This window comes from Lentzea jiangxiensis (genome assembly GCF_900104175.1).
In the GTDB taxonomy this organism is placed as follows: Bacteria; Actinomycetota; Actinomycetes; order Mycobacteriales; family Pseudonocardiaceae; genus Lentzea; species Lentzea jiangxiensis.
Map to the genome: position 1 here is coordinate 151,535 of NZ_FNIX01000016.1, position 21,815 is coordinate 173,349.

Here is a 21,815-nt window from a genome sequence, read left to right on the forward strand (position 1 = left end):
TAAGCAAACTTCACCGTTTCCCCAGCTGAAGCCGTTTCACCCGTTGCGGGCGGTTCCAGCTCGCAGGAGCGCGCGCCCAAATCGGTACTTGGTATAGACCAATAGGCCTCTCATGCCGCAGGATCAGTCCCCGTGGCACGCAGACACGTGGTCGCCGTCGACATCGGTGGCACCGAAACCAAGGCGGCGCTCGTCACCGGGACCTCGGAGGCGGTGGCGGCGCAGAAGCACGCCCGCCGCGCGACCCCCGGCGAGCTGGAGCCCCTCCTCGACGTCATCGCCGAGCTCGTCGCCGAACTGAGCAACGCCTCCGAGCACGAGGTCGACGCCGTGGGGGTCGTGGCGCCGGGCATCGTGGACGAGGCCAACGGCGTCGGCGTGTACACGACGAACCTGCCGTGGAGCCGGTTCCCGTTCAGCACCGTCCTCACCGAACGGCTCGGGGTCCCCGTCGCGTTCGGTCACGACGTGCGCGCCGCGGGTCTGGCCGAGTGCCGCATGGGGGCCGCGAAGGACCTGCGCAACGCGGTGATCATGCCCATCGGCACCGGGATCGCCGGTGCGCTGCTGCTGGACGGCAAGATCTTCAGCGGCGCGGGCTACGCGGGTGAGATCGGGCATGTGGACGTCGGCCACGGCGTCCCTTGCGCGTGTGGCCAGATCGGCTGCGTGGAGACGGTGGCGTCCTCCGCGGCGATCGCCCGCCGGTACACCGCACGTACCGGCACCCCCGTCCACGGTGCCGCCGAGGTCGCACGCAGGGTGAGGGACGGGGAGCAGGACGCCGTCGCCGTGTGGCACGAGGCCGTGGACGCGCTCGCCAGGGGCATCCTGGTACTGGCGACGCTGCTCGGACCGGAGGCCGTGGTGCTCGGCGGCGGGCTCGCGCTGGCAGGAGATCTGCTGGTTGAGCCGCTGGGGGAAAGGCTGGACGGCCTGATCGCCTTCCAGCGCCGACCGGAGCTGCGGCTCGCGGCGCTCGGCGACGAGGCGGGCTTCCTCGGCGCTGCGCTGCTGGCCATCGACACGCTGGAGGCGTGATGAGCACGTGGGGTGGACCGGTCGACGTGACCCTGACCGGTGGTCGGGTCGTCACACCGGGAGGGGTGCTCGAGAACGGCTGGGTGAGCGTCCGCGACGGCAGGATCGCCGGGGTCGGTGAGAGCGCCGCGCCCGACGGCCCGACGACCGACGTCGCCGGCGGCACGGTCGTGCCGGGGTTCGTCGACATCCACTGCCACGGCGGTGGCGGTGACGCGTTCACCAGCAGCGACCCGGTGAAGATCCGCAAGGCGGCCGCCGCCCACCGCAGGCACGGCACCACGACGTTGCTGGCCTCGCTGGTCTCGCGGCCGGTCCCGGAGCTGGCCGACCAGGTGTCCGCGCTGGCCGAGCTGGTGCAGGAGGGCGTCGTCGCGGGCATCCACCTGGAGGGCCCGTTCCTGTCCGCCGCCCGCTGCGGCGCGCACGACCCGGCGATCCTCTGCCCGCCGGAGCAGACGGCCGTGACGAAGCTGCTCGACGCGGGCAAGGGCACCGTCCGCATGATCACCGTCGCCCCCGAGCTCGAAGGCGCGGTCCGGGCCGTGCACCAGCTCGTCGACAACGACGTCATCGCCGCCATCGGCCACACCGACGCCACCGAGGCCCAGGTCCGACCGGCCGTCGACGCCGGCGCGTCCGTGGCGACGCACCTCTTCAACGGCATGCGCCCGCTGCACCACCGCGAGCCCGGCCCGATCGGCGCCCTGCTGGACGACGAACGCGTGACCGTCGAGCTGATCTGCGACCTCGTGCACCTGCACCCGACCGCCGTCCGCCTGGCCGCGCGCCACGCGGGCCCGGAGCGCACGATCCTGATCACCGACGCCATCGCGGCCGCCGGTGTCGGCGACGGCGTGTACGACGTCGGGGGCCTGGAGGTGCGCGTCGTCGACGGAGTGCCGACGTTGGCGGGAGGCGCCGCGCTGGCCGGCAGCACCCTGACGATGGACGTGGCGTTCCGCAACGCCGTCAACGCCTGCGGCCTGACCCTCGTCGAAGCGGCGTACGCCACCGCGACCCGCGGCGCCGAGCTCCTCGGCCTCGACACCGGCAAGCTGCAGGCGGGCTGTGCGGCCGACCTCGTCGTGCTGGATGCAGAATTGAAGACGAGGGACGTGATGGTCAGGGGCGAGTGGGTCAAGGACTAGGTGGATGGCGGACGATCCGGAGCGACTGGTGACCGACGCGCTGCGGGCGCAGGCGACCAGCACGAATGCCGGATTTGTCGCACCTGTCCAGATCGCTGAGGAGCGCCCCGCACCCATGCCCGCGTGGTGGGTGCTGGGCCTCGCCCTGCTGTTGGGCCTGGCAGCGGGCACGGTGGCGGCAGTGATCACGCTGAGCTGACCTGTACCGTTGTCGCCGTGACGATTGCATTGGGCCCTGACTGGCTGGACCCCACCGTGCTGCTGAACGGGCTCGGCCCGTACATGCTCATCGGTCTGTGCCTCATCATCTTCGCGGAATGCGGGCTCCTGGTCGGTTTCTTCCTGCCCGGCGACTCGCTGCTGTTCACGGCGGGTCTCTTCGTCGCGGCGGGCACCATCGACACCCCGCTCTGGCTCGTCTGCGTGCTGCTGACGATCTGCGCCTTCGTCGGCAACGTCGTCGGCTACTACATCGGCGCGAAGGCCGGTCCGGCGCTGTTCGCCAAGCCGGAGTCGAAGATCTTCAAGAAGGAGTACGTCGACAAGACGCAGGAGTTCTTCGACAAGTACGGCGCCCGCGCCATCGTCCTGGCCCGCTTCGTGCCGATCGTCCGCACGTTCATCACGGCCATGGCGGGCGTCGGCAGGATGGACCCGAAGAAGTACTTCACGTACTCCGCCATCGGTGGCGTCGCGTGGGCCGCGGGCCTGACGGTGCTCGGCTACTTCCTCGGCCAGGTGTCCTTCATCAAGGACAACCTCGAGATCACGCTGCTCGCCATCGTGTTCCTGTCGATCGTGCCGATCATCATCGAGGTGATCAAGGCGCGCAGGGAGAAGAAGTCGCTCATCGAGGAAGAGGCCGACGACATCACCCAGGTCATGGAGGCGACGCTCCACGACGACTCGACGCAGGTCATCCCGCGCGTCGACCGCTGACCCGAGAGCCCGCCCGCAGCACGGGCGGGCTTTTCTCCTGCCAGGTTAAAATACAGTGCTGTACTGTATTTGTATGGTCATCATCGCGGGGGCGGGTCCGACCGGCATGGCGCTGGCGTGCGGGCTCAGGCAGTGCGGAGTGGACGTGCGCGTCGTGGACGCGGCCGACGGCCCGGCCACCACGTCGAGGGCGATGGGTCTGCAACCCGGTGGAGCCGAGGTGCTGGCGAGGCTGGGCGCCCTGGGAGACCTGGCGGAGAAGGCGGTGCGCCTGCGAGCGATGCGCATCAACGGCAAGAAAGCGCTCGACCTGACGGCCCTGCGCGACGCCGGTCAGCTGGTCGTCTCGCAGGCCCGCGTCGAGGAACGCCTGCGCACCCGGCTGTCGGAACTGGGCGTCGAGGTCGAGTGGAGCACACCGATCGAGTCCGTCCCGGCCGACGACTGGCTGGTCGGCTGCGACGGTGCCCACTCGGCCGTGCGCAGGAGGGCGGGCATCCCGTTCGAGGGCTCGCAGGTGATGGAGAACTTCCTGCTGCGGGACGTCCACGCCACCTGGGACCTGGACCGGGAGTCGATCCACGTCCACACCGACGGCCCGTCGATGACGACGATCTTCCCGCTCCCCGGCGGGCAGTGGCGGGTGATGTCACCGAACGGCGGCCGCTGGACGCCGGGCCCGGTCGACCACGTCGAGTGGGAGTCGACGTTCCGCATCCACCGCCGGCAGGCCGCGACCTACCGGCGCGGCGAGGTCTTCCTGGCGGGCGACGCGGCCCACATCCACAGCCCGGTGGGCGGCCAGGGCATGAACACCGGCCTCGGCGACGCGGAGAACCTGGCCTGGAAGCTGGCGCTGGTGGTCCGGAACCGGGCCTCGGAGCGCCTGCTCGACACCTACGAGGCGGAACGGCGGCCGATCGGCGCGCGGGTCCTCGCCTCGACCACGCCGGCGACGAGGCTGGTGCTGGGCCCCGGCCTGCTGACGCGCACGGTCCGCGACCGGCTGCTGTGGCCGTTGCTCGCCGCCGCGCCCGTCCAGCGCCGGCTGGTCAGGTTCACCTCGCAGCTCGACCTGAGGTACAGCGGGCCGCTCGCCACGGGGAGACGCGGCGGCGAGCGCGTCCCGGCGTTCGCGCGCGTCGGCAGGTGGGTGCTGGCGGGGCCACCGGCGTGCCTGGAGGTGGCACGGGAGCGGCTGGGGGACGTCGTGCACCATGAACGCGCCGGTGACACGCTGCTGGTGCGTCCGGACGCGCACCTGGCGTGGCGCGGTCCGTCTTCCCCCGAGAGGCTTTCCGCGTGGCTGAACGAAGTGCTGGGCGTCCCCGCGACCCCGAGGCGGACACCGCGATCCTGACCGCGGCCTTCGAGCTGTTCCTGGAACGCGGTCTCGACGGCACCTCGATCGAGCAGGTCGCCAAGCGCGCGGGCGTGACGCGGGCGACGGTCTACCGCCGGTTCGCCACCAAGGAGGACCTGCTGTTCAGCGTGATCGAGCTGCCGCGCACCGTCGCGGCACTCGATCCCGAACGCATGGCGGTCGCACCGCCCGAGGAGACGCTCAAGGGCTGGGCGGCGCTGCTGTCGAACGGGCAGTCCGTGCAGCTGCTGCGCCGCATCATCGGCACCTCGGCGGACAACTTCGAGCTGATGCGGCGGTACTGGGAGCTGTTCATCGCGCCGCGGCGAGCGGTGCTCAAGGACGTGGTGCGTTCCGGTTTCCCGCCCGGCACGGACCTCGACGTCGTCGTGGACATGGCCGCGGGCGCGCTCTTCTACCGCGCGCTGACCCGTCCGGAGCACAACACCCCGGAAGAACTGGAGACCTACCTCCACAAGGTGTTGCTCCAGCTCGGATACCACCTCTAGGCCACCAGCGACCCGGACCGCGAAGGTCGTCGGTGCGCACCGGGTGCCCGGGCTCGAAAGGACTTGAGCCTCCCGCAACGTCAGGGTGTTGGTTGAACGGCATGACTGACACCACTCGACGTGAAGTGCTGGGATGGCTGGCCGGACTCGGTGTGGCGGCGGGCGCGGGCCTGCTCGCACCGGGCCGGGCGGACGCCTCCGCCGGCGTCACCGCGCTGCGCGGCGTCACGCTCGTCGACTCGGCCGGGGTCCGCTCCGGCACCACGATCGTCCTGGCGGGCGACGAGGTCGTCGCCGTCGGTTCGCGCGACCTGCCGTTGCCCCGCGGCTGCGCGGTGCTGGACCTCGCGGGCAGGTACGTGATCCCCGGCCTGTGGGACATGCACGTGCACGGCGCGTTCCTGGACCGCATCACGTTGCCGCTGTGCCTGGTCAACGGCGTGACGGGCATCCGGGAGATGTGGGGCTTCCCGCCGATCTACGAGCTGCGCGGGCGGATCGAGCGCGGCGAGGTGCTCGGTCCCCGCCTGGTCGTCGGCAGCTCGATCATCGACGGCCCGCACTCGACGCTGCCCGGCGCCCTGATCGCCGGCACGCCGGACGAGGGCCGCCAGGCCGTGCGCGACGCGCAGGCGCAGGGCGCGGACTTCGTGAAGGTCTACTCGTACCTCGACCGCCCGACGCTCGCGGCCATCGCCGACGAGTGCGCGCGGCAGGCCATCACGTTCGCGGGCCACTGCTCGAACCACGTGGCACTGGGCGACGCGAGCGACCTGGGTCAGCGCACCTTCGAGCACGTGTACGGCCTCCCCCTCGCCACCAGCACGCGGGAGGCCCAGCTGCGTCAGGCGATCGCGGACCTGCCCCTCGACCCGGCGAACTCCTTCGCGTGGTTCAAGCAGGTGCTGGAGCTCGAACGCCAGGCCACCCTCTCGCACAGCCGGGGCAAGGCCGTGCGACTGGCGAACCGCCTGCGGCGCAACGGTTCCGCGCTGTGCCCGACGCTGGTCGCCATGCGGGTGTACTCCAGTCCCGCGGACGCGTTCTCCGACGACGCGCGGATGAAGTACATGCCCGCCTTCTACCGCGACTACTGGCGCGACAGCTTGGAGAACTGGGCACCGGTGACCCCGCGGGAGATCCGGGACCAGGCCGAGTTCTTCCGGCGCCGCCAGGACCAGGTCGCCGAGATGCACGCCCACGGCGTCGAGGTCCTGGTCGGCACGGACGCCGGCAACCCGTACTCGTTCTCCGGCTTCTCGGTGCACGACGAGCTGCACCTGCTGGTGGAGGCCGGTCTCTCGCCAGGGGACGCGTTGAAGTCCGGCACCCGCAACGCCGCCGTGCAGCCCGGTGCGCCCGCGAACCTCGTCGTGCTCGACGGCGACCCGCTGGCCGACATCCGCAACACGCGGCGGATCCACACCGTGCTGACGCGCGGGCGGGTGCTCGGACCGGCGGAGAGGCAGCGGATGCTCGACGAGGTGGAGAAGGCGGCGCGGGAACCGATGCCGCCGGCTGTGACCACCTGTTGCTAGAGCGAGAACATCGAGCCCGGGTTGAACAGGTTCTCCGGGTCCAGCGCCCGTTTGACCTCGCGGTGGACCCGGAGCCCGACCGGACCGATCTCCTTCGCCAGCCACTCGCGCTTGATCTTGCCGACGCCGTGCTCGCCGGTGATGGTGCCGCCGAGCGACAGACCGAGCGCGAGGATGTCGTCGAACGCCTTCCGTGCCCGGGCGAACTGGTCGGCGTCGGTGGGGTCGTAGACGATCGTCGGGTGCATGTTGCCGTCGCCCGCGTGGCCGACGACGGCGATCTTCAGCCCGACCTCCTCCGCGATGTCCTCGCAGCCCTGGATGAGCTCGGCGATGCGGGTGCGGGGCACGCACACGTCGTCGGTCAGCCACGAGCCGTAGATCTCCAGCGCGGTCAGCACGGCCCGGCGCGCGGTCAGCAGGTCGCGGCCCTCGTTGACGTCGTGGGTCGCGTGGACGAGCTCGGCCTCGTCGCAGATGGCCTCGATCTGCTGCAGTTCGTGCCGGGCCTGCTCGCCGCCTGAGTCGGACTGGCAGATCAGCAGCGCCGCGCAGCCGGGTCCGGCGCCGATCTCGGTCCTCAGGTACTGCTCGACGGCCTCGATCGAGGTGCGGTCCATGATCTCCATCAACGACGGCACCAGGCCCTCGCGGACGATGCGGCTCACGGCGGCGCCCGCGGTGGCGGTGCTGCCGAACGCGGCGACGAGCGTGGCCGGGGCCTGCGGGAGGGGTCGCAGCGCCAGGGTGGCCTGCGTGATCACGCCGAGCGTGCCCTCGGAGCCGATGAAGAGCTTCGCGAGGTCGTAGCCCGCGACGCCCTTGACCGTGCGGCGGCCGGTGCGCAGCACCTCGCCGTCGGCCAGCACCACCTCGAGGCCCAGCACCGAGTCGGTGGTCACGCCGTACTTCACGCAGCACAGGCCGCCCGCGTTGGTGGAGAGGTTGCCGCCGATCGTGCACCAGTCGTAGCTGCTCGGGTCCGGTGGGTAGAACAGGCCGTTCTTCTCGACGGCGCCGCGCAGGTCGAGGTTGACGACGCCGGGCTCGACCACGGCGAGGCGGTTGTCGGCGTCGATCTCGACGATCGCGTTCATCTTGGTCGTGACCAGCACGACGCAGCCCTCGATCGCGTTCGCGGCGCCCGAGAGGCCGCTGCCGGCGCCGCGCGGGACGATCGGGACGCGGTGGCGCGCGCACGCCCGCACCACGGCCTGGACCTGCTCGGTGCTCACCGGGAACACCACGGCCAACGGACTGCCGTACGGCGCCAACGGCATCATGTCGCGCTGGTAGCTCGCGGTGACGTCGGCGTCGGTCAGGACGCCCTGGTCACCCACTGCGGTGCGGAGTTCAGCGAGCAACGTCTCCATGCGCTCCACGCTAGTGCGCGCGGCACCGGAGCGACTGGTTCACTCGGAGGTGATCCCACCAGGAAGAGGTTCACGCCGTGATTCAGCGCGCTCAACCCGGATTTCGCCGACGCGTCAACGCGCCGTCGCCCTGCCGCCGCCACGGCACGACGTAGGCTGGCTCACCGTGGCGCATGCTTTCGCCTCGCTGGAGACCGCGGGTCCGGTGGCCGTGTGGGTCATCGTGCTGAGCTTCATCTTCGTCGAGTGCGCATTCATCTTCGGGCTGTTCCTGCCCGGTGACTCGCTGCTGTTCGCCGCCGGTGTCGTGCTGGCCACGCACAACAGCGAGCTGTCGGCCTGGGCGCTGTCCTTCGTGGCCCTCGTCGTGGCCGTCGTCGGCAACCAGGTCGGGTACTACATTGGCCGCGGTACCGGCACGCGCGTGCTCGCGCGCAAGGGCGGCAAGGTGCTGAACCGGCAGAACCTGCAACGCGCGGGCGAGTTCCTCGACCGCCGCGGGTTCTGGGCCGTCGTGCTGGCCCGCTGGATCCCGTGGATCCGCACGCTGGCGCCGATGATCGCCGGTGCCGCGCGCATGGACGTCCGCCGGTTCACCCTGGCCACGACCATCGGTGCGATCGCCTGGGTGCCGACGCTCGTGCTCGCCGGCTACTACGGCGCGGGCGTCCTGCAGTCGCTCCCGTGGCTCGAGACGGCGGCGATCGTCGTCAGCGTCGGGTTCTTCCTCGGCGGCACCGGCTGGGGCCTCTGGCGCTACCGCCAGGAGATGCGCAAGCCGATCGACGAGGCCGGCGAGGACCTGGAGCACATCAGCCACCCGCACGCGGGCTGAGTCAGAGCACCTCGGTGATCAGCAGGTCCGCCGCACCCTTGGACGAGTTCACCATCAGCGCGTTGACGTGGTCCGTGCCGTGCAGCACGCGCTCCTCCGCCTCCGACAGGGTGCGCCCGTACCGGAGGTGGCGATCGATCAGCCGCTGCACGCGCACGTCCTCGTCGATGAACAGGAACCACGCCTCGTCGAGGATGATCCGCACGCGCTTCCACTTGTCGTAGTTGAGCAGCAGGTAGTTGCCCTCGGTGACGACGAGCGGGACGTCCGGGTGCACCGGCACGGCACACGCGACCGGTTCCTCGATCTCGCGGCGGAACTGCGGCGCGTAGATCATGTCCGGCCCGCACGCCTTGATCCGGCCGAGCAGGTCGACGTAGCCGGGGATGTCGAACGTGTCGGGCGCACCCTTGCGCTCGACCAGCCGCAGCCGTTCGAGCTCGCTCTGCGCGAGGTGGAAGCCGTCCATCTCGACGAGCACCGCCTGGCCGTCGAGCGCCTCGACGAGCCGTCGCGCGAGTGTCGACTTGCCCGAACCGGGTGCCCCGCCGATGCCGAGGATCTTCCGCTCTCCCTGATCCGTGAGCACCCGAGCCCGCTCTAGCAGCTCGTCGAACCTGACCTGCTGTCCTGCCACCGCGCCAGCTCCTCAACCCAGTCCCCGACCGCACCGACGCGAACGGCGGCCGCCTCCGACGCGAAGCCGATGGCTGCCACCGGGTCCGCCCCTGACGCGAGCGCGTAGGCGTACGCGCCGTGCCAGACGTCGCCGGCACCGTTCGTGTCCTTCACCTCCGCCGCGGGCACGGGCACCTCGCCGGCCGAGCCGTTCCGCGACCAGGTCACCGGCTTCGCACCCTGCGTGCGAATGACCAGCGGCACCCCGTAGGAGTGCACCTCGGCCTCGGACCGCTCGAACCCCGACGCACAGGCGACGACGTCCACCAGCGGCAACAGGTGATCGAGGACAGGTTTCCAGCTCCCGGCGTCGAGCACCACAGGCAATCCGAGAGCTTTCGCCCGCCGGGCGGCGGGAATCACCAGGCCGTCGTGGTGCCCGTCCAAGAGGACCACGTCCGCGACGGCCAGCAGTTCGGACAAATCGGGCGCCTTGACGGGCACCGACGCGTTGCGGGAAACGACCGTGCGCTCCCCATCAGCGTCTCTGACGACGACCATGCTCACGGGCGTCGTACCGGGCACGGCGGTCACGTGGACCGGATCCAAGGAAGCCCGCACGAATTCACCCAGTGCGTCGCCACCCAACGCGGTGAGCAACGAGGCCCTGCCGCCCAGCGCGGCGACGGCGCGGGCCGCGTTGGCCGCGGGACCGCCCGGTGACAGCACCGCGCCGAGCGAGCGGACCTTCTGCCCGGGCTCCGGGAAGGCGTCCACCCGTTGGGTCACGTCGAGAGTTGTGAGCCCGACACACAGCACGGCTGCCATCAGGGCTTCCTCCAAACGGGTAAGGTCCGAGCCATGGTCACCATGCGGGATGTCGCGGCTCTCGCGGGGGTCTCCATCACCACGGTGTCACACGTGATCAACGAGACGAGACCGGTCGCCGGGGACACGCGCGAGCGCGTCCAGAAGGCGATCGACGAGACCGGGTACACGGGCGACGCCATCGCGCGATCGCTGGTCATGGGCGGCACGAAGTCGCTCGGGCTCGCCGTGTCGCTGGTCTCCCACCCGTACTTCGCCGAACTGATCGCCGCCATCGAGTCGGAAGCGACCCGCAGCGGCTACTCGCTCGTGCTGATCGACACGAGAGACACCCCCGAGTCCGAGCAGACCGCGGTGAGGATGCTGCGCTCGCGGAGAGTCGACGGGTTGCTGCTGACGCCGTCGGCCGGCGCCGGGAGTCTGGTGCTGCCCGAACTCAAGCGGCTCGAGATCCCGACGGTGCTGGTGGACCGGCTGACCGTGGCGCAGGACATCGACCAGGTCGGCCCGGAGAACGTGCAGGCCACGTCGGGGCTGGTCAAGCACCTCGCCGAGCTGGGCCACCGCCGGATCGGCATCGTCTGCGGCAAGTCGGGCGTGGCGACGACCGAGGAGCGCGTCCTCGGCTACCGCCTCGGTCTCGGCCGTGCCGGGCTGAAGTGGGACGAGGCCCTGGTCTCGCAGAGCGGCTGGCTCGCGCCGCTGCTCGACCAGGAGGACCCGGCGACGGCCGTCGTCGCGGCAGACCACCTCGTCACAGTCGGCATGCTGCACGAGGCCCGCGCCCGCGGCCTGAAGCTCGGCACCGACCTGGCGGTCGTCGCCTACGACGAGGTCGAGTGGGCGACGTTGATCGAGCCGCCGCTCACGACGCTGGCCCAGCCGGTCGAGGAGATCGGGCGGACCGCCGTGAAGCTGCTCCTGTCCCGGATCGCCGACCCCGAGAGGGCCCCGGAGACCATCCGGCTCTCGCCCTCGCTCCTGCACCGCCAGTCCTGCGGGTGCTGATCCCGGGACTCGTCCCGGTGACCTGGAGTTCGTGGCCGACGACTCGCGGGAGCAGTTCCACGAGAACGCCAAGGCGCCGTTGAGCTGCATCAGGCCGTAGCGACGTCCAGGCCGCTCCGTTCGAGCAGGGCGGCCGCCTCCAGGCACATCCAGGCGCCGAGCTGGACGGACAGGTCGCGCCCCTCCTTCTCCTCCGCCTGTTCGGTCCACTCGGGACCGAAGAGCGGCCCGCTGATGGCCATCGTGCGGTTGAGCCACGCGGCCTCCGCCGACTGGACCACCAGTTCCCTGGCCAGGTCCGCGGTCTCGTGCCGGTCGGGGTCGAGATCGGGGATCGTCAGCGCCGCCTGGGCGAGGTAGCGGGCGAGGATGCCTGCGAACAGACCGCCGTCCCCGCCGCCCTGGCCCCTGATGACGCCGTTGGTCGCCAGGTCGTCGTGCACGGCGGTGATCGTGCGGGCGGCCTTGTCGAGCCACTTGCCCGCCTGGCCGTGCTTGGCCAGCTCGACGCACGCTCCGATGAGCACCCCTTGGCAGTACGTGTAAATGTTCTTCTCGTACTCGCGGATCTCGCCGTTGGGGTGCACGTGCAGGCCGTCCCACGCGAGGCCGCTGCCGGGGTCGACCAGGTTCTCCTCGACCCAGTCCACGATGGACCGCGCGCGGGCGAGGTCGGCGCGTTCGTTCTGGCGGGCCAGGAAGATCGCGGCGGGACCGTTGGCCGGGACGTTCTTGAAGTCGTCGTCGCGCTTCCACCAGATGCCGCCGCCGGCGTGGTCGGTCCAGCCGTCGCGCAGGCGTTCGGCGATCGCGTTCACCGCCTTCGGCTTCGCGATCCCGACATCGTGCTGGACGCGTTGCAGGGCGAGACCGAGCCACGCCACGTCGTCGTAGAAATCGTTGGTCCAGCCCAGGACGTTGCGCACCCGGACGCCGCGGACGAGCTTGCCGATGGCCGTTCTGCGCAGCTCGCTCGGCGAGCGCAGGTACCCGTCGACCATGCAGTCCAGCAGGTGGGCCTGCCACCAGTAGTTGAAGCTCGTGTGGATCTTGTCCTTGAAGAGCGGGGGCCACGCCCGCGCCCCGAGGAGCGTGCCCGGCACACCCCAGACACGCCGCAGGTGCCTGGAGTACACCGCGCGCTCCGCGACGCCCGCGCGCGCTGCCAGCAATTTCGCGATCACCACTTGGCCATCGTGAGGGCTTGATCGGTCAAGAAGCTCGATGAACCGCCCAGTGGTACAGGCCCATGGCCACAGAAGTTGTCAGGTTGTAACTGCTGACCTTCGCGCGCATCGGCAGCCGGACGGTCCGGGAGGCCTTCGCCCTGACCTCGTCGGAGATGCCGTGGCGCTCCGAGCCGAACGCCAGCACGGCGTCGTCCGGGATGGGGCCTTCCAGCAGGTCACCGTCGGCGTCGAAGGCGATCAGCTCGCCCTCGAAGTCGAGGCTCGTGACCTTGGCTACCGGCAGCGCGTAGTGCAGGCCGGCGGAGCCGCGCAGGACGTTCGGGTGCCACGGGTCGACGTCGCCGGTGGAGAGCACGCCTCCGGCGTCGAGGCCCGCCGCCACCCGGATCGCGGCACCGAAGTTGCCGAGGTTGCGCGGGTTGTCGAGCAGGACGACCGGGGCGTGCCGGTCGAACGGCAGCTCGGGCCGCTCGGCGAACCCGGCCACGCCCGTCGGGTGCGTGCGGCCGACGCGCAGCTTGAAGTGGTTCTGGTCGACCTCGGTGGCGGCGGCGAACCGCTCGCGCAGGTCGGGAGCGTGCGTCTCGGCGAGGCCGACCGCGGCGGCGAGGTCCGTGGTGATCAACGGGTGCACGTCGGCGCCGAAGCGCAGCGCGTGCTTAACAGCGTGAAAGCCTTCGAGCAGCACGGTGGCCAGCATAGAAGCCGGCCCACGAGACGATCACGATCGTCCCGAGCACCAGCTGGACCAGCATCGACGCGCTCTGCGGGTACCAGACTCCGTCGATGTAGTGGTCGATGAACCCGGTCTCGAGCACCGGCATCCCCGCCATCGCCCGGAGGTCGTTCTCCCACACCGTGAGGGGACACACAGTCGGCGTGACGACGCTGAGGACCGCCCACGCGCCCAGCGCCAGGTGCGGGTAGATCACCCACCGCCACCGCCAGGCCAGAAAACCGCCCGCGAGCAGGAACGCCAGCACCGTGAAGTGCAGCACCACGACCGCTTCGGCCAGGAATCCGGCCATTCTCACCACCCCGCCCTCCAGACTAGGACGGGGTGGCTCGAAGCGCTCTCGACAAAACCTCAGGCGAGCCCGAGGTCGTTCAGGTCGAGCAGGTAGCGGTACTGCAGCCCCTCGGCCTCGATGGCCTCCTTGGCGCCCGTGCCGCGGTCGACGACCGTGGCCACGCCGATGACCTCGGCCCCGTGCTCGCGCAGCGCCGTGACGGCCGTGAGCACCGAACCGCCCGTGGTGGAGGTGTCCTCGACCGCGAGCACCCGCTGACCGCGCACGTCGATGCCCTCGATCTGCCGCTGCATGCCGTGGGCCTTGCTCGCCTTGCGCACGACGAACGCGTCGAGCACGTCACCGTCGTTCGCGGCGGAGTGCATCATCGCGTAGGCCACGGGGTCCGCACCGAGCGTCAGGCCACCGACGGCGACGAAGTCCCAGTCGGACGTGAGCTGGCGCAGCAGCTTGCCGATCAACGGGGACGCCGCGTGGTGCAGCGTCGCGCGGCGCAGATCGACGTAGTAGTCGGCTTCCTTGCCGCTGGAGAGGGTCACCTTGCCGTGCACCACGGCCAATTCGCTCACCAGACGAGCGAGTTCCGACTTAGCGTTCGCGTCCAAGACCACTTCAGTTCGCACGGGTCGTCAGCTTCGCACATACGCGCGCCCGTTGCCTCGTACGCTGCGTCACCGCGCACGGGCAACCGGCCCGGTCAGGTGCGTCCGCGCCCACCCGCGAACCGCGACGCCATCTTGCGCACGACCGCCCTCGGGATCAGCTTCGCCGCCGTCACGATGGCCTTGTACTGCCCGCCGGGGATCGACAGCGGCTTGCCGCGGCGCAGGTCGCGCAGCGCCTCGTGCACGAGCTTGTCCGCGTCGACGTAGAGCCAGTTCGGCGTCTTCGACATGTCGATCGCGGCGCGCTTGTGGAACTCCGTGCGCACGAAGCCGGGGCACAGCGCCATGACCCGCACGCCGGTGCCCTCGGTCGCGAGGTTCATGCCCTCGGAGAACATCGTCACCCACGCCTTGTCGGCGCTGTAGCTCGTGCCGCGGCCGGGCAGGAAGCCGGCGACGCTCGACACGTTGATCACGTCCCCCTTGCCGCGGGCGATCATGGCCGGGATGGCGGCCCTGGACAGGCGCAGGACCGTGGCGACGTTGACGTCGAGCTGGGCCTGCAGGTTCTCGACGTCGGCGGTGAAGAACTCGCCCGAGTTGGCGAAGCCCGCGTTGTTGACCAGCACGTCGACGGCCGACTCCGCGAGCCGCTGTTCGACCTTGAGGCGGTCTCCGCGGTCGCTGAGGTCGGCCGGCAGGACGTCCACCTGGACGCCGTGGCGGTCGTGCAGCTGCTTCGCGATCTCTTCGAGTGCGGACGCGGTGCGCGCGACCAGCACGAGGTCGTACCCCTCCGCCGCGAGCCTGCGGGCGAAGGCGGCCCCGATCCCGACGGTCGATCCGGTCACCAGTGCGGTTGGCATGCCACCGCACGGTAGTCGGAAAGTCGCCGGGGTCGAAGGCCGCCGATGATCACGCTTCGCGCTTCGCCGGGCGGCGGAGCACGACGAGGCGCAGCGCGAGGCCGGAAACGACCAGGGCCACGCCACCGAACAGCAACCACCCGACCGATGCACCGGTGTTGGCCAGCGTCACGGCGGACGCCGTCCCCGCGACGGCTGCGGGCGGGACGATCTTTCCTCCGTACATCGTGGATCCCTTCCGGGGGTTCGGGGACACGACGCCTTGCGCACGGAATATCTGAATCACCGGCGGATGTTTTACACGGAGCGCAGTGTGATGTAATTCACATACATTGGGAATTCCGCTGATCATGTGGGCGTAGATGACGGCGCCGGCTGTGGACAACTACTGATAGTCACATCGCGTGGATCAAGTGGCAGAACGAAGAACGCCGTTGCCGAGAGGCTCGGCAACGGCGTCCGGAAGTGTTTCGTCAGGGCTGCTTGCGGCCGAACGACGGGCGGTAGACCTCGCCGCCCTCGTCCTCCTCGACCGGCTCCTCGCGCTCGGAGGGGTCCGGGTCGAACGGGTCGATGACGTCCGCGAGCTCACCGATGTCGCGCAGCAGCCGCTCCAGGCGCGCGGGCGAGGAGTTCGGCGGCGCGGCGGCCAGCACCCAGTCCTTCTCCATCCAGACGACCGTGACGTCGCCCCCGATCTCCTCGGCGGCGTCGATCAGGTCCGGGGTGATGATCTTCCGGGCGGCCGGGACGTCCGTGACGAACGCGTACCGCGAGCCGACCGGTCCGAGCAGGTCGGGCATCGGCATCTTGTCGTTGTCGCGCTGGAACGGCACGGTCGACAGCCACAGTTCGACCACCACCGACAGCGCTCTGCGGCAGCGCACGCCGACCAGCACCGAGTTGACCTTGCCGGCCGTCTCGTGGTCGAGGACGTAGACCTGGCGGCGGCCGTCCGCGGTGAACGTGGAGCCCGCGACCACGTCCCGGGCGAGCCCGGTGCCGTAGTACGCGATGGCCCCCGCCTCCCAGCGGGTCGGCAGCACGTGGTCTGTCTCCTCGAACTGCCAGCCGCGCAGGGCAGCCCAACGGCGCCGTTCACGATTACGCGCGGTTCGTTGCGCCCGGTCGGTCGCGAGCAGGGCGAACCCCGCCACGCCCGCCACCGCGGCGACGGTGAACCAGACCCACGCCGGTATGCCCACAGCTGAAGCGTAGTGGGTCGGACGCGAGGAACGAAGATCACTTCCGCGCGTCGTGCCGCCAAGTGCCTATTCGGCGTGGTCGCGGGCCCGCAACCGGTCCATCGCCGCCTGGCTCCGCTCGTCCGCGGCGCGGTGGACCACCAGCAGGTGGTCCGGGTCCTGCACCGGCCTGAGCGTCTCGAACTCGACCGCGACCAGGCCGACGTCCGGGTGGCGCAGCACCTTGTGCCCGCGCCCGCCGACCCTCACGTCCTGGGCGGCCCACAACCGGGCGAACTCCTCGTCACCGGCCGCGCACTCCGCGATGAGGCCGGCCAGCAGCCGGTCGTCCGGGTGCACGGCCCACGCGGCGCGCAGGTGGGCGACCCCTTCCCGCAGGACGCGGTCGCGGTCGACGTAGAGCTCCCGCATGCGCGGGTGCACCAGGCACACCCACATCGCGTTGCGCCGCGACGGCGGCAGCGCGCCGAAGTCCAGGAACAGGCGCGCCATCTCGTCGTTCCAGGCCAGGACGTCGTAGCGGTGGTTCATCAGCATCGCGGGCCGCGGTGACAGGTCCTCGACCAGCCGTGCCAGCGACGGCGCGGCGGTGGCGCGTTCGCCGGCGTGGGGAGGCCGGTGACGGGTGAGGCCGAAGAGGTAGTCGCGTTCGTCCGGGGCGAGCCGCAACGCCCGCGCCAGCGCCTCCACCACGTCGGCCGAGGGCCGCAGCCCCCGCGCCTGTTCGAGCCGCACCACGTAGTCGACGCTGATCCCGGCCAGTTCGGCGACCTCCTCGCGGCGCAGCCCCGGCGTCCTGCGCTGCCGCCGCTCCGGCAGGCCGAGATCGCGCGGGTCCAGCCGCTCGCGCCTGTTCCGCAGGAAGGCGGCCAGTTCCTGCGCCACGTCGGTGACCACGGCCCGTTCAACCGCCGGGGTGGGACCGCTGTTCCCAGGAAGCTCCTTCCCTTACCCCCGGCCCCCGGTGATCACAGGCTGGTGCCCCACCACGACCACGGGAGAACACATGTCGCTCGACACCTACCGGCTGCTGGGCCGCTCCGGGCTGCGGGTCTCGCCGCTGGCCCTCGGCACGGCGACCTTCGGCAACGAGTGGGGCTGGGGCTCCGCACCGGACGACGCGCGCAGGCTGTTCGAGACGTACGTCGAGCGCGGCGGCAACTTCATCGACACCGCCGCCTCCTACGGCGGTTCCGAGGAGCTGCTGGGCGAGCTCGTCCGCGACCGCCGCGACCGCCTGGTGCTCGCGACGAAGTACTCCACGCTGCGCACGCCGGGTGACCCGAACTCCGGGGGCGCCCACCGCAAGAGCCTGTTCGCGTCCGTGGAGAACAGCCTGCGCCGGCTGGGCACGGACCGCGTGGACCTGCTGTACGTGCACGTGTGGGACGCGCTGACGCCGGGCGAGGAGGTCCTGCGCGGCCTGGACGACCTGGTCCGGCAGGGCAAGGTCCTGCACGTGGGGATGTCCAACACGCCCGCCTGGGAGGTCTCCCGCCTGCAGGCGGTCGCCGACCTGCGCGGCTGGACGCCGCTGGTCGCGCTGCAGGTCGAGTACAGCCTGATCAACCGGGACGCGGAGCGCGACCTGATCCCGATGGCGCGGGCGCTGGGGCTGGGCGTGTCCCCGTACTCGCCGCTGGGCGGTGGCGTGCTGTCCGGCAAGTACTCGAGCGCCGACCTGACGCCGGCGGAGGGGACGGGCCGCAAGAGCTTCAACGCCGGTCTGGGCATGGTCACCCCGGCCACGCTGGCGATCGCCGACGTGGTGCGGGAGGTCGCGCTGGAGATCGGCCGCACGCCCGCGCAGGTCGCGCTGGCGTGGAACCTGCGGAGGCCGGGTGTGACGGCTCCCGTCATCGGCGCGCGCACACCGGAACAGCTGGAGGGGAACCTGGCCGCCCTGGAGGTCGACCTCGGCGACGAGCAGGTGGCCCGGCTCGACGACGCCGGCGCGATCGACCTCGGGTACCCGCACGACCTGCTCGCGAGCGACCACATCCGGGCGGTGACGGCGGGCGACCTGAAGATCGAGAGCCGGTGAAAACGCGTGAGGGGGACCCTCTCGGATCCCCCTCACGCGTCCGGACGTCAGGCGCTGCGGCCCACGATCAGGCCGGAGTTGTCGTCCAGCACGTCGACCCGCACCGCGTCGCCGTCGCGCACCTCACCGGCCAGCAGCTCCTTGGCGAGCTGGTCACCGATCGCCGACTGCACGAGCCGCCGCAGCGGCCGGGCGCCGTAGATCGGGTCGAAACCGTTCAGCGCCAGCCAGTCGCGCGCCGCCGGCGTGACGTCGAGCGACAGGCGACGGGCCGCGAGCCGGCCCGCCAGGCGAGCGACCTGGATGTCCACGATGGACGTCAACTCCTCGGTGGCGAGCGCGTGGAACACCACGACGTCGTCGAGCCGGTTCAGGAACTCCGGCTTGAAGTGCCGCTGCACGACCGCCATGACGGCGTCCTTGCGCTCCACGTCGGTCAGCGACGGGTTCACGATCGTCTGCGAGCCCAGGTTCGACGTCAGCACCAGGATCGTGTTGCGGAAGTCGACCGTGCGGCCCTGTCCGTCCGTGAGGCGGCCGTCGTCGAGGACCTGCAGCAGCACGTCGAACACGTCCGGGTGCGCCTTCTCGACCTCGTCCAGCAGCACGACCGAGTACGGGCGGCGGCGCACCGACTCCGTCAGCTGGCCGCCCTGGTCGTAGCCGACGTAGCCGGGAGGCGCTCCGACCAGGCGGGCCACCGAGTGCTTCTCGGAGTACTCGCTCATGTCGATGCGGATCATCGCCCGCTCGTCGTCGAACAGGAACGACGCCAGCGCCTTCCCGAGCTCCGTCTTGCCGACGCCGGTCGGGCCGAGGAACAGGAACGAGCCCGTCGGGCGGTCCGGGTCCGCGACGCCGGCGCGCGTCCTGCGCACCGCGTCCGACACGACCCGCACGGCCTCGGCCTGGCCGACGACCCGGCGGCCGAGCTCGTCCTCCATGCGCAGCAGCTTGGCGGTCTCGCCCTCCAGCAGCCGTCCGGCCGGGATGCCGGTCCACGCCGACACCACGTCCGCGACGTCGTCCGGGCCGACCTCCTCCTTGAGCATGGCGGTCTCCTGGGTGGACTCGGCGGCGGCGCCGAGCTCCTTCTCCAGCTGCGGGATCCGGCCGTAGCGCAGCTCGGCGGCACGACCGAGGTCGCCGTCGCGCTCGGCCCGTTCCGACTCGCCGCGCAGCGACTCCAGCTGCTCCTTCAGGGCGCGGACCTTGTCGATCGACCCCTTCTCGTTCTGCCACCTCGCCGTCAGCGCGGCCAGTTCCTCGTGCTTCTCCGCGAGCTCTGCGCGCAGGGCCGACAGCCGTTCCAGCGACGCCGCGTCCGACTCCTTGGCGAGCGCCATCTCCTCGATCTCCAGGCGGCGCACGGCGCGTTCGACGGTGTCGATCTCGACGGGCCGGGAGTCGATCTCCATGCGCAGCCGGGACGCGGCCTCGTCGACGAGGTCGATGGCCTTGTCCGGCAGGAAGCGCGCGGTGATGTAGCGGTCGGACAGCGTGGCGGCGGCGACGAGGGCGGCGTCGGTGATGCGCACGCCGTGGTGCACCTCGTAGCGCTCCTTGAGCCCGCGCAGGATGCCGACCGTGTCCTCGACGGACGGCTCGCCGACCAGCACCTGCTGGAAGCGGCGCTCCAGGGCGGCGTCCTTCTCGATGTGCTCGCGGTACTCGTCCAGGGTCGTGGCACCGACCATGCGCAGCTCGCCGCGGGCCAGCATCGGCTTGATCATGTTGCCGGCGTCCATCGCGGACTCACCGGTCGCGCCCGCGCCGACGATCGTGTGCAGCTCGTCGATGAACGTGATGACCTGCCCGGCCGAGTCGGTGATCTCCTTGAGCACGGCCTTGAGCCGTTCCTCGAACTCACCGCGGTACTTGGCGCCCGCGACCATCGAGCCGAGGTCCAGGGACACGACCTTCTTGCCGCGCAGCGACTCGGGGACGTCCCCGGCCACGACGCGCTGCGCCAGGCCCTCGACGATGGCCGTCTTGCCGACACCGGGCTCGCCGATCAGCACCGGGTTGTTCTTCGTGCGCCGCGACAGCACCTGCACGACGCGCCGGATCTCGGCGTCACGGCCGATCACGGGGTCGAGCTCGCCCTTGCGCGCACGTTCGGTCAGGTCGACGCCGTACTTCTCCAGCGCCTTGTAGGTGCCCTCAGGATCGGCCGACGTCACCCTCGCCGACCCGCGCACCCTCGCGAAGGCCTCGGTCAGCGCGTCGGGCGTGGCACCGTTGCGCCGCAGCAGGTCGGCCACCTGGCCACCGTGCTGCGCGAGCCCCACGAGCAGGTGCTCGGTGGAGACGTACTCGTCGCCCATCCCGGTCGCGAGCTCCTGCGCCTTGTTCAGCACCCGCACGGCGTCGCGCGACAGCTGCGGGGCGGAGACGGTCGAGCCGGAGGCGCTCGGCAACGAACGCGAGAGCTGCTCCAGCTCCTTGCGCACCTGGGCCGGGTCGGCGCCCACCGCCTCGAGCAACGGCGCGGTCAACCCGTCCGTCTGCGCCAGCAGGGCACTGAGCAGGTGCACGGAACCCACGTCCGGGTTCCCGTTCAGCGTCGCGGCCTGCACCGCCGCGGACACGGCCTGCTGCGTCTTGGTCGTCGGGTTGAAAGCGTCCATTCCTCCACCTCGTGGTCAGCGTCAAGCATGGACCATCATCCCGCACAACGTCAGAAAAGTTGAGCGAGTTCCGCTCAACCCTGAACACGGCGCAGATCACACGCCCGCCCGGAAAACCAGGCGGCCGGCGGCGCGGGTTCGGCGAAGATCAGCGCCATGACCTCAATCATCCACAACATCACGGTCGACGCGCGCGACTCGTACGAGATCGCCTCGTGGTGGGGCCAGGTCCTGGACCTGCCGCTCGACCCGGAGGACAACCCCGGCGACCCGGAGTGCCTGATCCACCTGCCGAGCGGCATCCGCTACCTGTTCATCACCGTGCCGGAGGGCAAGGAGCTCAAGAACAGGCTCCACCTCGACCTGCAGCCGGTCGGCACCACCCGCGACGAGGAGGTGGAGCGCCTGGTCGGCCTCGGCGCGACGCTCTTCGACGATCAGCGCAGGCCCGACGGCACCGGCTGGGTGACCCTCCGCGACCCCGAGGGCAACGAGTTCTGCGTGGAACGCAGCGCAGCCGAGCGCGCCGCGACGTCCTGATCGTCGTCACTCGAAAGCACTAGCAGCTTGTCCACAACAGGTACCGACTTGTCCACAATCCGCTGGTCAGTATCCACAGGTGAGTCAAGTTCAGTGGCGACCGTCTGTGCGCCAGAACCCGTTGGAGTGACAACCACGTCCTCGTCCACGGAATCCCGCAACGGCTGTTCCTTGATCAGCAGCACCGCGATGACCGTGAACACGGCGAGCCCGGCGGCGATGAGGAACAGCTCACCCATCGCGTCGCCGTAGGAGTCCCGCACGACCGGGGAGAGGGACGCGGGGTCGAGCGTCTTGGTGCTCACCTGGGCCGCCAGCACGGCCCCGAGCACCGAGACGCCGGCCGTCCCGCCCAGCGACCGCAGGAACGTGGCCGTGGAGCTGGCCGCCCCGAGGTCCGCCATCCCGACCCCGTTCTGCACGGCGAGCACCAGGTTCTGCATGGTGAGCCCCACCCCGACACCGACCAGCGCCAGGTAGGCCCCCATGAGCACGAGGTTT

Annotated in this window: 23 protein-coding genes and 1 pseudogene; 11 read left to right on the top strand and 13 right to left on the bottom strand. The window is 70.8% G+C overall.

Going from position 1 to position 21,815, the window contains the following annotated elements:
* Window positions 1-132: 132 nt before the first annotated feature.
* From BLQ91_RS30835 to BLQ91_RS30870, 7 genes are all read left to right on the top strand, one after another.
* Complete coding sequence (locus BLQ91_RS30835) at window positions 133-1,041, top strand: ROK family protein (protein ID WP_245733919.1); 909 nt, start codon at window positions 133-135, stop codon at window positions 1,039-1,041.
* Window positions 1,041-2,192 (top strand): N-acetylglucosamine-6-phosphate deacetylase, encoded by a 1,152-nt coding sequence (gene nagA / locus BLQ91_RS30840; RefSeq protein WP_090102507.1) that lies wholly within the window; start codon window positions 1,041-1,043, stop codon window positions 2,190-2,192. The genes BLQ91_RS30835 and nagA overlap by 1 nt, the downstream gene beginning before the upstream one ends.
* Before the next feature lie 4 nt (window positions 2,193-2,196).
* A complete protein-coding gene (locus BLQ91_RS30845; RefSeq protein ID WP_090102509.1) occupies window positions 2,197-2,391 on the top strand; it encodes a hypothetical protein in 195 nt (64 codons plus the stop codon).
* A gap of 23 nt (window positions 2,392-2,414) precedes the next feature.
* The gene (locus tag BLQ91_RS30850; RefSeq protein ID WP_245733926.1) at window positions 2,415-3,131 is read left to right on the top strand and encodes a DedA family protein; all 717 of its coding nucleotides are present in this window, start codon (window positions 2,415-2,417) and stop codon (window positions 3,129-3,131) included.
* A gap of 73 nt (window positions 3,132-3,204) precedes the next feature.
* A complete protein-coding gene (locus BLQ91_RS30855) occupies window positions 3,205-4,491 on the top strand; it encodes an FAD-dependent oxidoreductase (protein ID WP_090102511.1) in 1,287 nt (428 codons plus the stop codon).
* Complete coding sequence (locus tag BLQ91_RS43460; RefSeq protein WP_176960040.1) at window positions 4,434-5,003, top strand: TetR/AcrR family transcriptional regulator; 570 nt, start codon at window positions 4,434-4,436, stop codon at window positions 5,001-5,003. Before BLQ91_RS30855 ends, BLQ91_RS43460 begins: the two co-directional genes overlap by 58 nt.
* Window positions 5,004-5,104: 101 nt before the next feature.
* Entirely contained in the window at window positions 5,105-6,541 is a 1,437-nt protein-coding gene (locus BLQ91_RS30870; protein WP_090102513.1) for an amidohydrolase family protein, read from the top strand.
* On the opposite strand, the gene BLQ91_RS30875 is transcribed toward BLQ91_RS30870, so the two are convergent.
* Window positions 6,538-7,914 (bottom strand): FAD-binding oxidoreductase, encoded by a 1,377-nt coding sequence (locus BLQ91_RS30875; protein WP_090102515.1) that lies wholly within the window; start codon window positions 7,912-7,914, stop codon window positions 6,538-6,540. The genes BLQ91_RS30870 and BLQ91_RS30875 overlap by 4 nt on opposite strands.
* A 166-nt stretch (window positions 7,915-8,080) precedes the next feature.
* Here BLQ91_RS30875 and BLQ91_RS30880 point away from each other — a divergent pair, with 166 nt between their 5' ends.
* Window positions 8,081-8,749 (top strand): DedA family protein, encoded by a 669-nt coding sequence (locus BLQ91_RS30880; RefSeq protein ID WP_245733920.1) that lies wholly within the window; start codon window positions 8,081-8,083, stop codon window positions 8,747-8,749.
* A gap of 1 nt (window position 8,750) precedes the next feature.
* Here the strand turns inward: BLQ91_RS30880 and BLQ91_RS30885 are convergent, their stop codons facing one another.
* Window positions 8,751-9,386 carry a nucleoside/nucleotide kinase family protein gene (locus BLQ91_RS30885; protein ID WP_090102519.1) on the bottom strand — a complete coding sequence of 212 codons (636 nt, stop codon included), beginning with the start codon at window positions 9,384-9,386 and terminating at the stop codon, window positions 8,751-8,753.
* Window positions 9,350-10,195: a PfkB family carbohydrate kinase gene (locus BLQ91_RS30890; RefSeq protein ID WP_090102602.1), complete on the bottom strand. Its 846-nt coding sequence runs from the start codon at window positions 10,193-10,195 to the stop codon at window positions 9,350-9,352. Before BLQ91_RS30890 ends, BLQ91_RS30885 begins: the two co-directional genes overlap by 37 nt.
* 33 nt (window positions 10,196-10,228) lie before the next feature.
* Between BLQ91_RS30890 and BLQ91_RS30895 the strand changes: the two genes are divergently transcribed.
* A complete protein-coding gene (locus BLQ91_RS30895; RefSeq protein WP_090102521.1) occupies window positions 10,229-11,203 on the top strand; it encodes a LacI family DNA-binding transcriptional regulator in 975 nt (324 codons plus the stop codon).
* Window positions 11,204-11,292: 89 nt separating this feature from the next.
* Here the strand turns inward: BLQ91_RS30895 and BLQ91_RS30900 are convergent, their stop codons facing one another.
* The 8 genes from BLQ91_RS30900 to BLQ91_RS30930 all read right to left on the bottom strand — a co-directional run bounded on the left by BLQ91_RS30900 (window position 11,293) and on the right by BLQ91_RS30930 (window position 16,997).
* Window positions 11,293-12,390: a glycoside hydrolase family 76 protein gene (locus BLQ91_RS30900; protein ID WP_090102523.1), complete on the bottom strand. Its 1,098-nt coding sequence runs from the start codon at window positions 12,388-12,390 to the stop codon at window positions 11,293-11,295.
* A gap of 25 nt (window positions 12,391-12,415) precedes the next feature.
* A complete protein-coding gene (locus BLQ91_RS30905; RefSeq protein WP_245733921.1) occupies window positions 12,416-13,081 on the bottom strand; it encodes a TrmH family RNA methyltransferase in 666 nt (221 codons plus the stop codon).
* Entirely contained in the window at window positions 13,053-13,421 is a 369-nt protein-coding gene (locus tag BLQ91_RS30910) for a DUF2784 domain-containing protein (protein WP_090102527.1), read from the bottom strand. Before BLQ91_RS30910 ends, BLQ91_RS30905 begins: the two co-directional genes overlap by 29 nt.
* Before the next feature lie 59 nt (window positions 13,422-13,480).
* Window positions 13,481-14,029 (bottom strand): orotate phosphoribosyltransferase, encoded by a 549-nt coding sequence (pyrE, locus tag BLQ91_RS30915; RefSeq protein ID WP_176960041.1) that lies wholly within the window; start codon window positions 14,027-14,029, stop codon window positions 13,481-13,483.
* A gap of 92 nt (window positions 14,030-14,121) precedes the next feature.
* A complete protein-coding gene (locus tag BLQ91_RS30920) occupies window positions 14,122-14,895 on the bottom strand; it encodes an SDR family NAD(P)-dependent oxidoreductase (protein ID WP_090102532.1) in 774 nt (257 codons plus the stop codon).
* Window positions 14,896-14,944: 49 nt separating this feature from the next.
* A complete protein-coding gene (locus tag BLQ91_RS40595; RefSeq protein ID WP_143022895.1) occupies window positions 14,945-15,121 on the bottom strand; it encodes an LPXTG cell wall anchor domain-containing protein in 177 nt (58 codons plus the stop codon).
* Between the two features lie 247 nt (window positions 15,122-15,368).
* On the bottom strand, window positions 15,369-16,100 hold the full coding sequence (locus BLQ91_RS30925; protein WP_090102534.1) for a type III secretion system chaperone family protein: 732 nt from the start codon (window positions 16,098-16,100) through the stop codon (window positions 15,369-15,371).
* Window positions 16,101-16,166: 66 nt separating this feature from the next.
* Entirely contained in the window at window positions 16,167-16,997 is an 831-nt protein-coding gene (locus BLQ91_RS30930) for a helix-turn-helix transcriptional regulator (protein WP_090102536.1), read from the bottom strand.
* A 109-nt stretch (window positions 16,998-17,106) separates the two neighbouring features.
* Between BLQ91_RS30930 and BLQ91_RS30935 the strand changes: the two genes are divergently transcribed.
* Entirely contained in the window at window positions 17,107-18,144 is a 1,038-nt protein-coding gene (locus tag BLQ91_RS30935; protein ID WP_090102538.1) for an aldo/keto reductase, read from the top strand.
* Window positions 18,145-18,191: 47 nt separating this feature from the next.
* Here BLQ91_RS30935 and clpB read toward each other — a convergent pair whose 3' ends face one another.
* A complete protein-coding gene (gene clpB / locus BLQ91_RS30940; RefSeq protein ID WP_090102539.1) occupies window positions 18,192-20,774 on the bottom strand; it encodes an ATP-dependent chaperone ClpB in 2,583 nt (860 codons plus the stop codon).
* A gap of 156 nt (window positions 20,775-20,930) precedes the next feature.
* Between clpB and BLQ91_RS30945 the strand changes: the two genes are divergently transcribed.
* A complete protein-coding gene (locus BLQ91_RS30945; protein ID WP_090102541.1) occupies window positions 20,931-21,314 on the top strand; it encodes a VOC family protein in 384 nt (127 codons plus the stop codon).
* Here BLQ91_RS30945 and BLQ91_RS30950 read toward each other — a convergent pair.
* Window positions 21,212-21,815, bottom strand: a pseudogene (locus BLQ91_RS30950) (hypothetical protein); the annotation flags it as partial. The gene BLQ91_RS30945 and the pseudogene BLQ91_RS30950 overlap by 103 nt on opposite strands.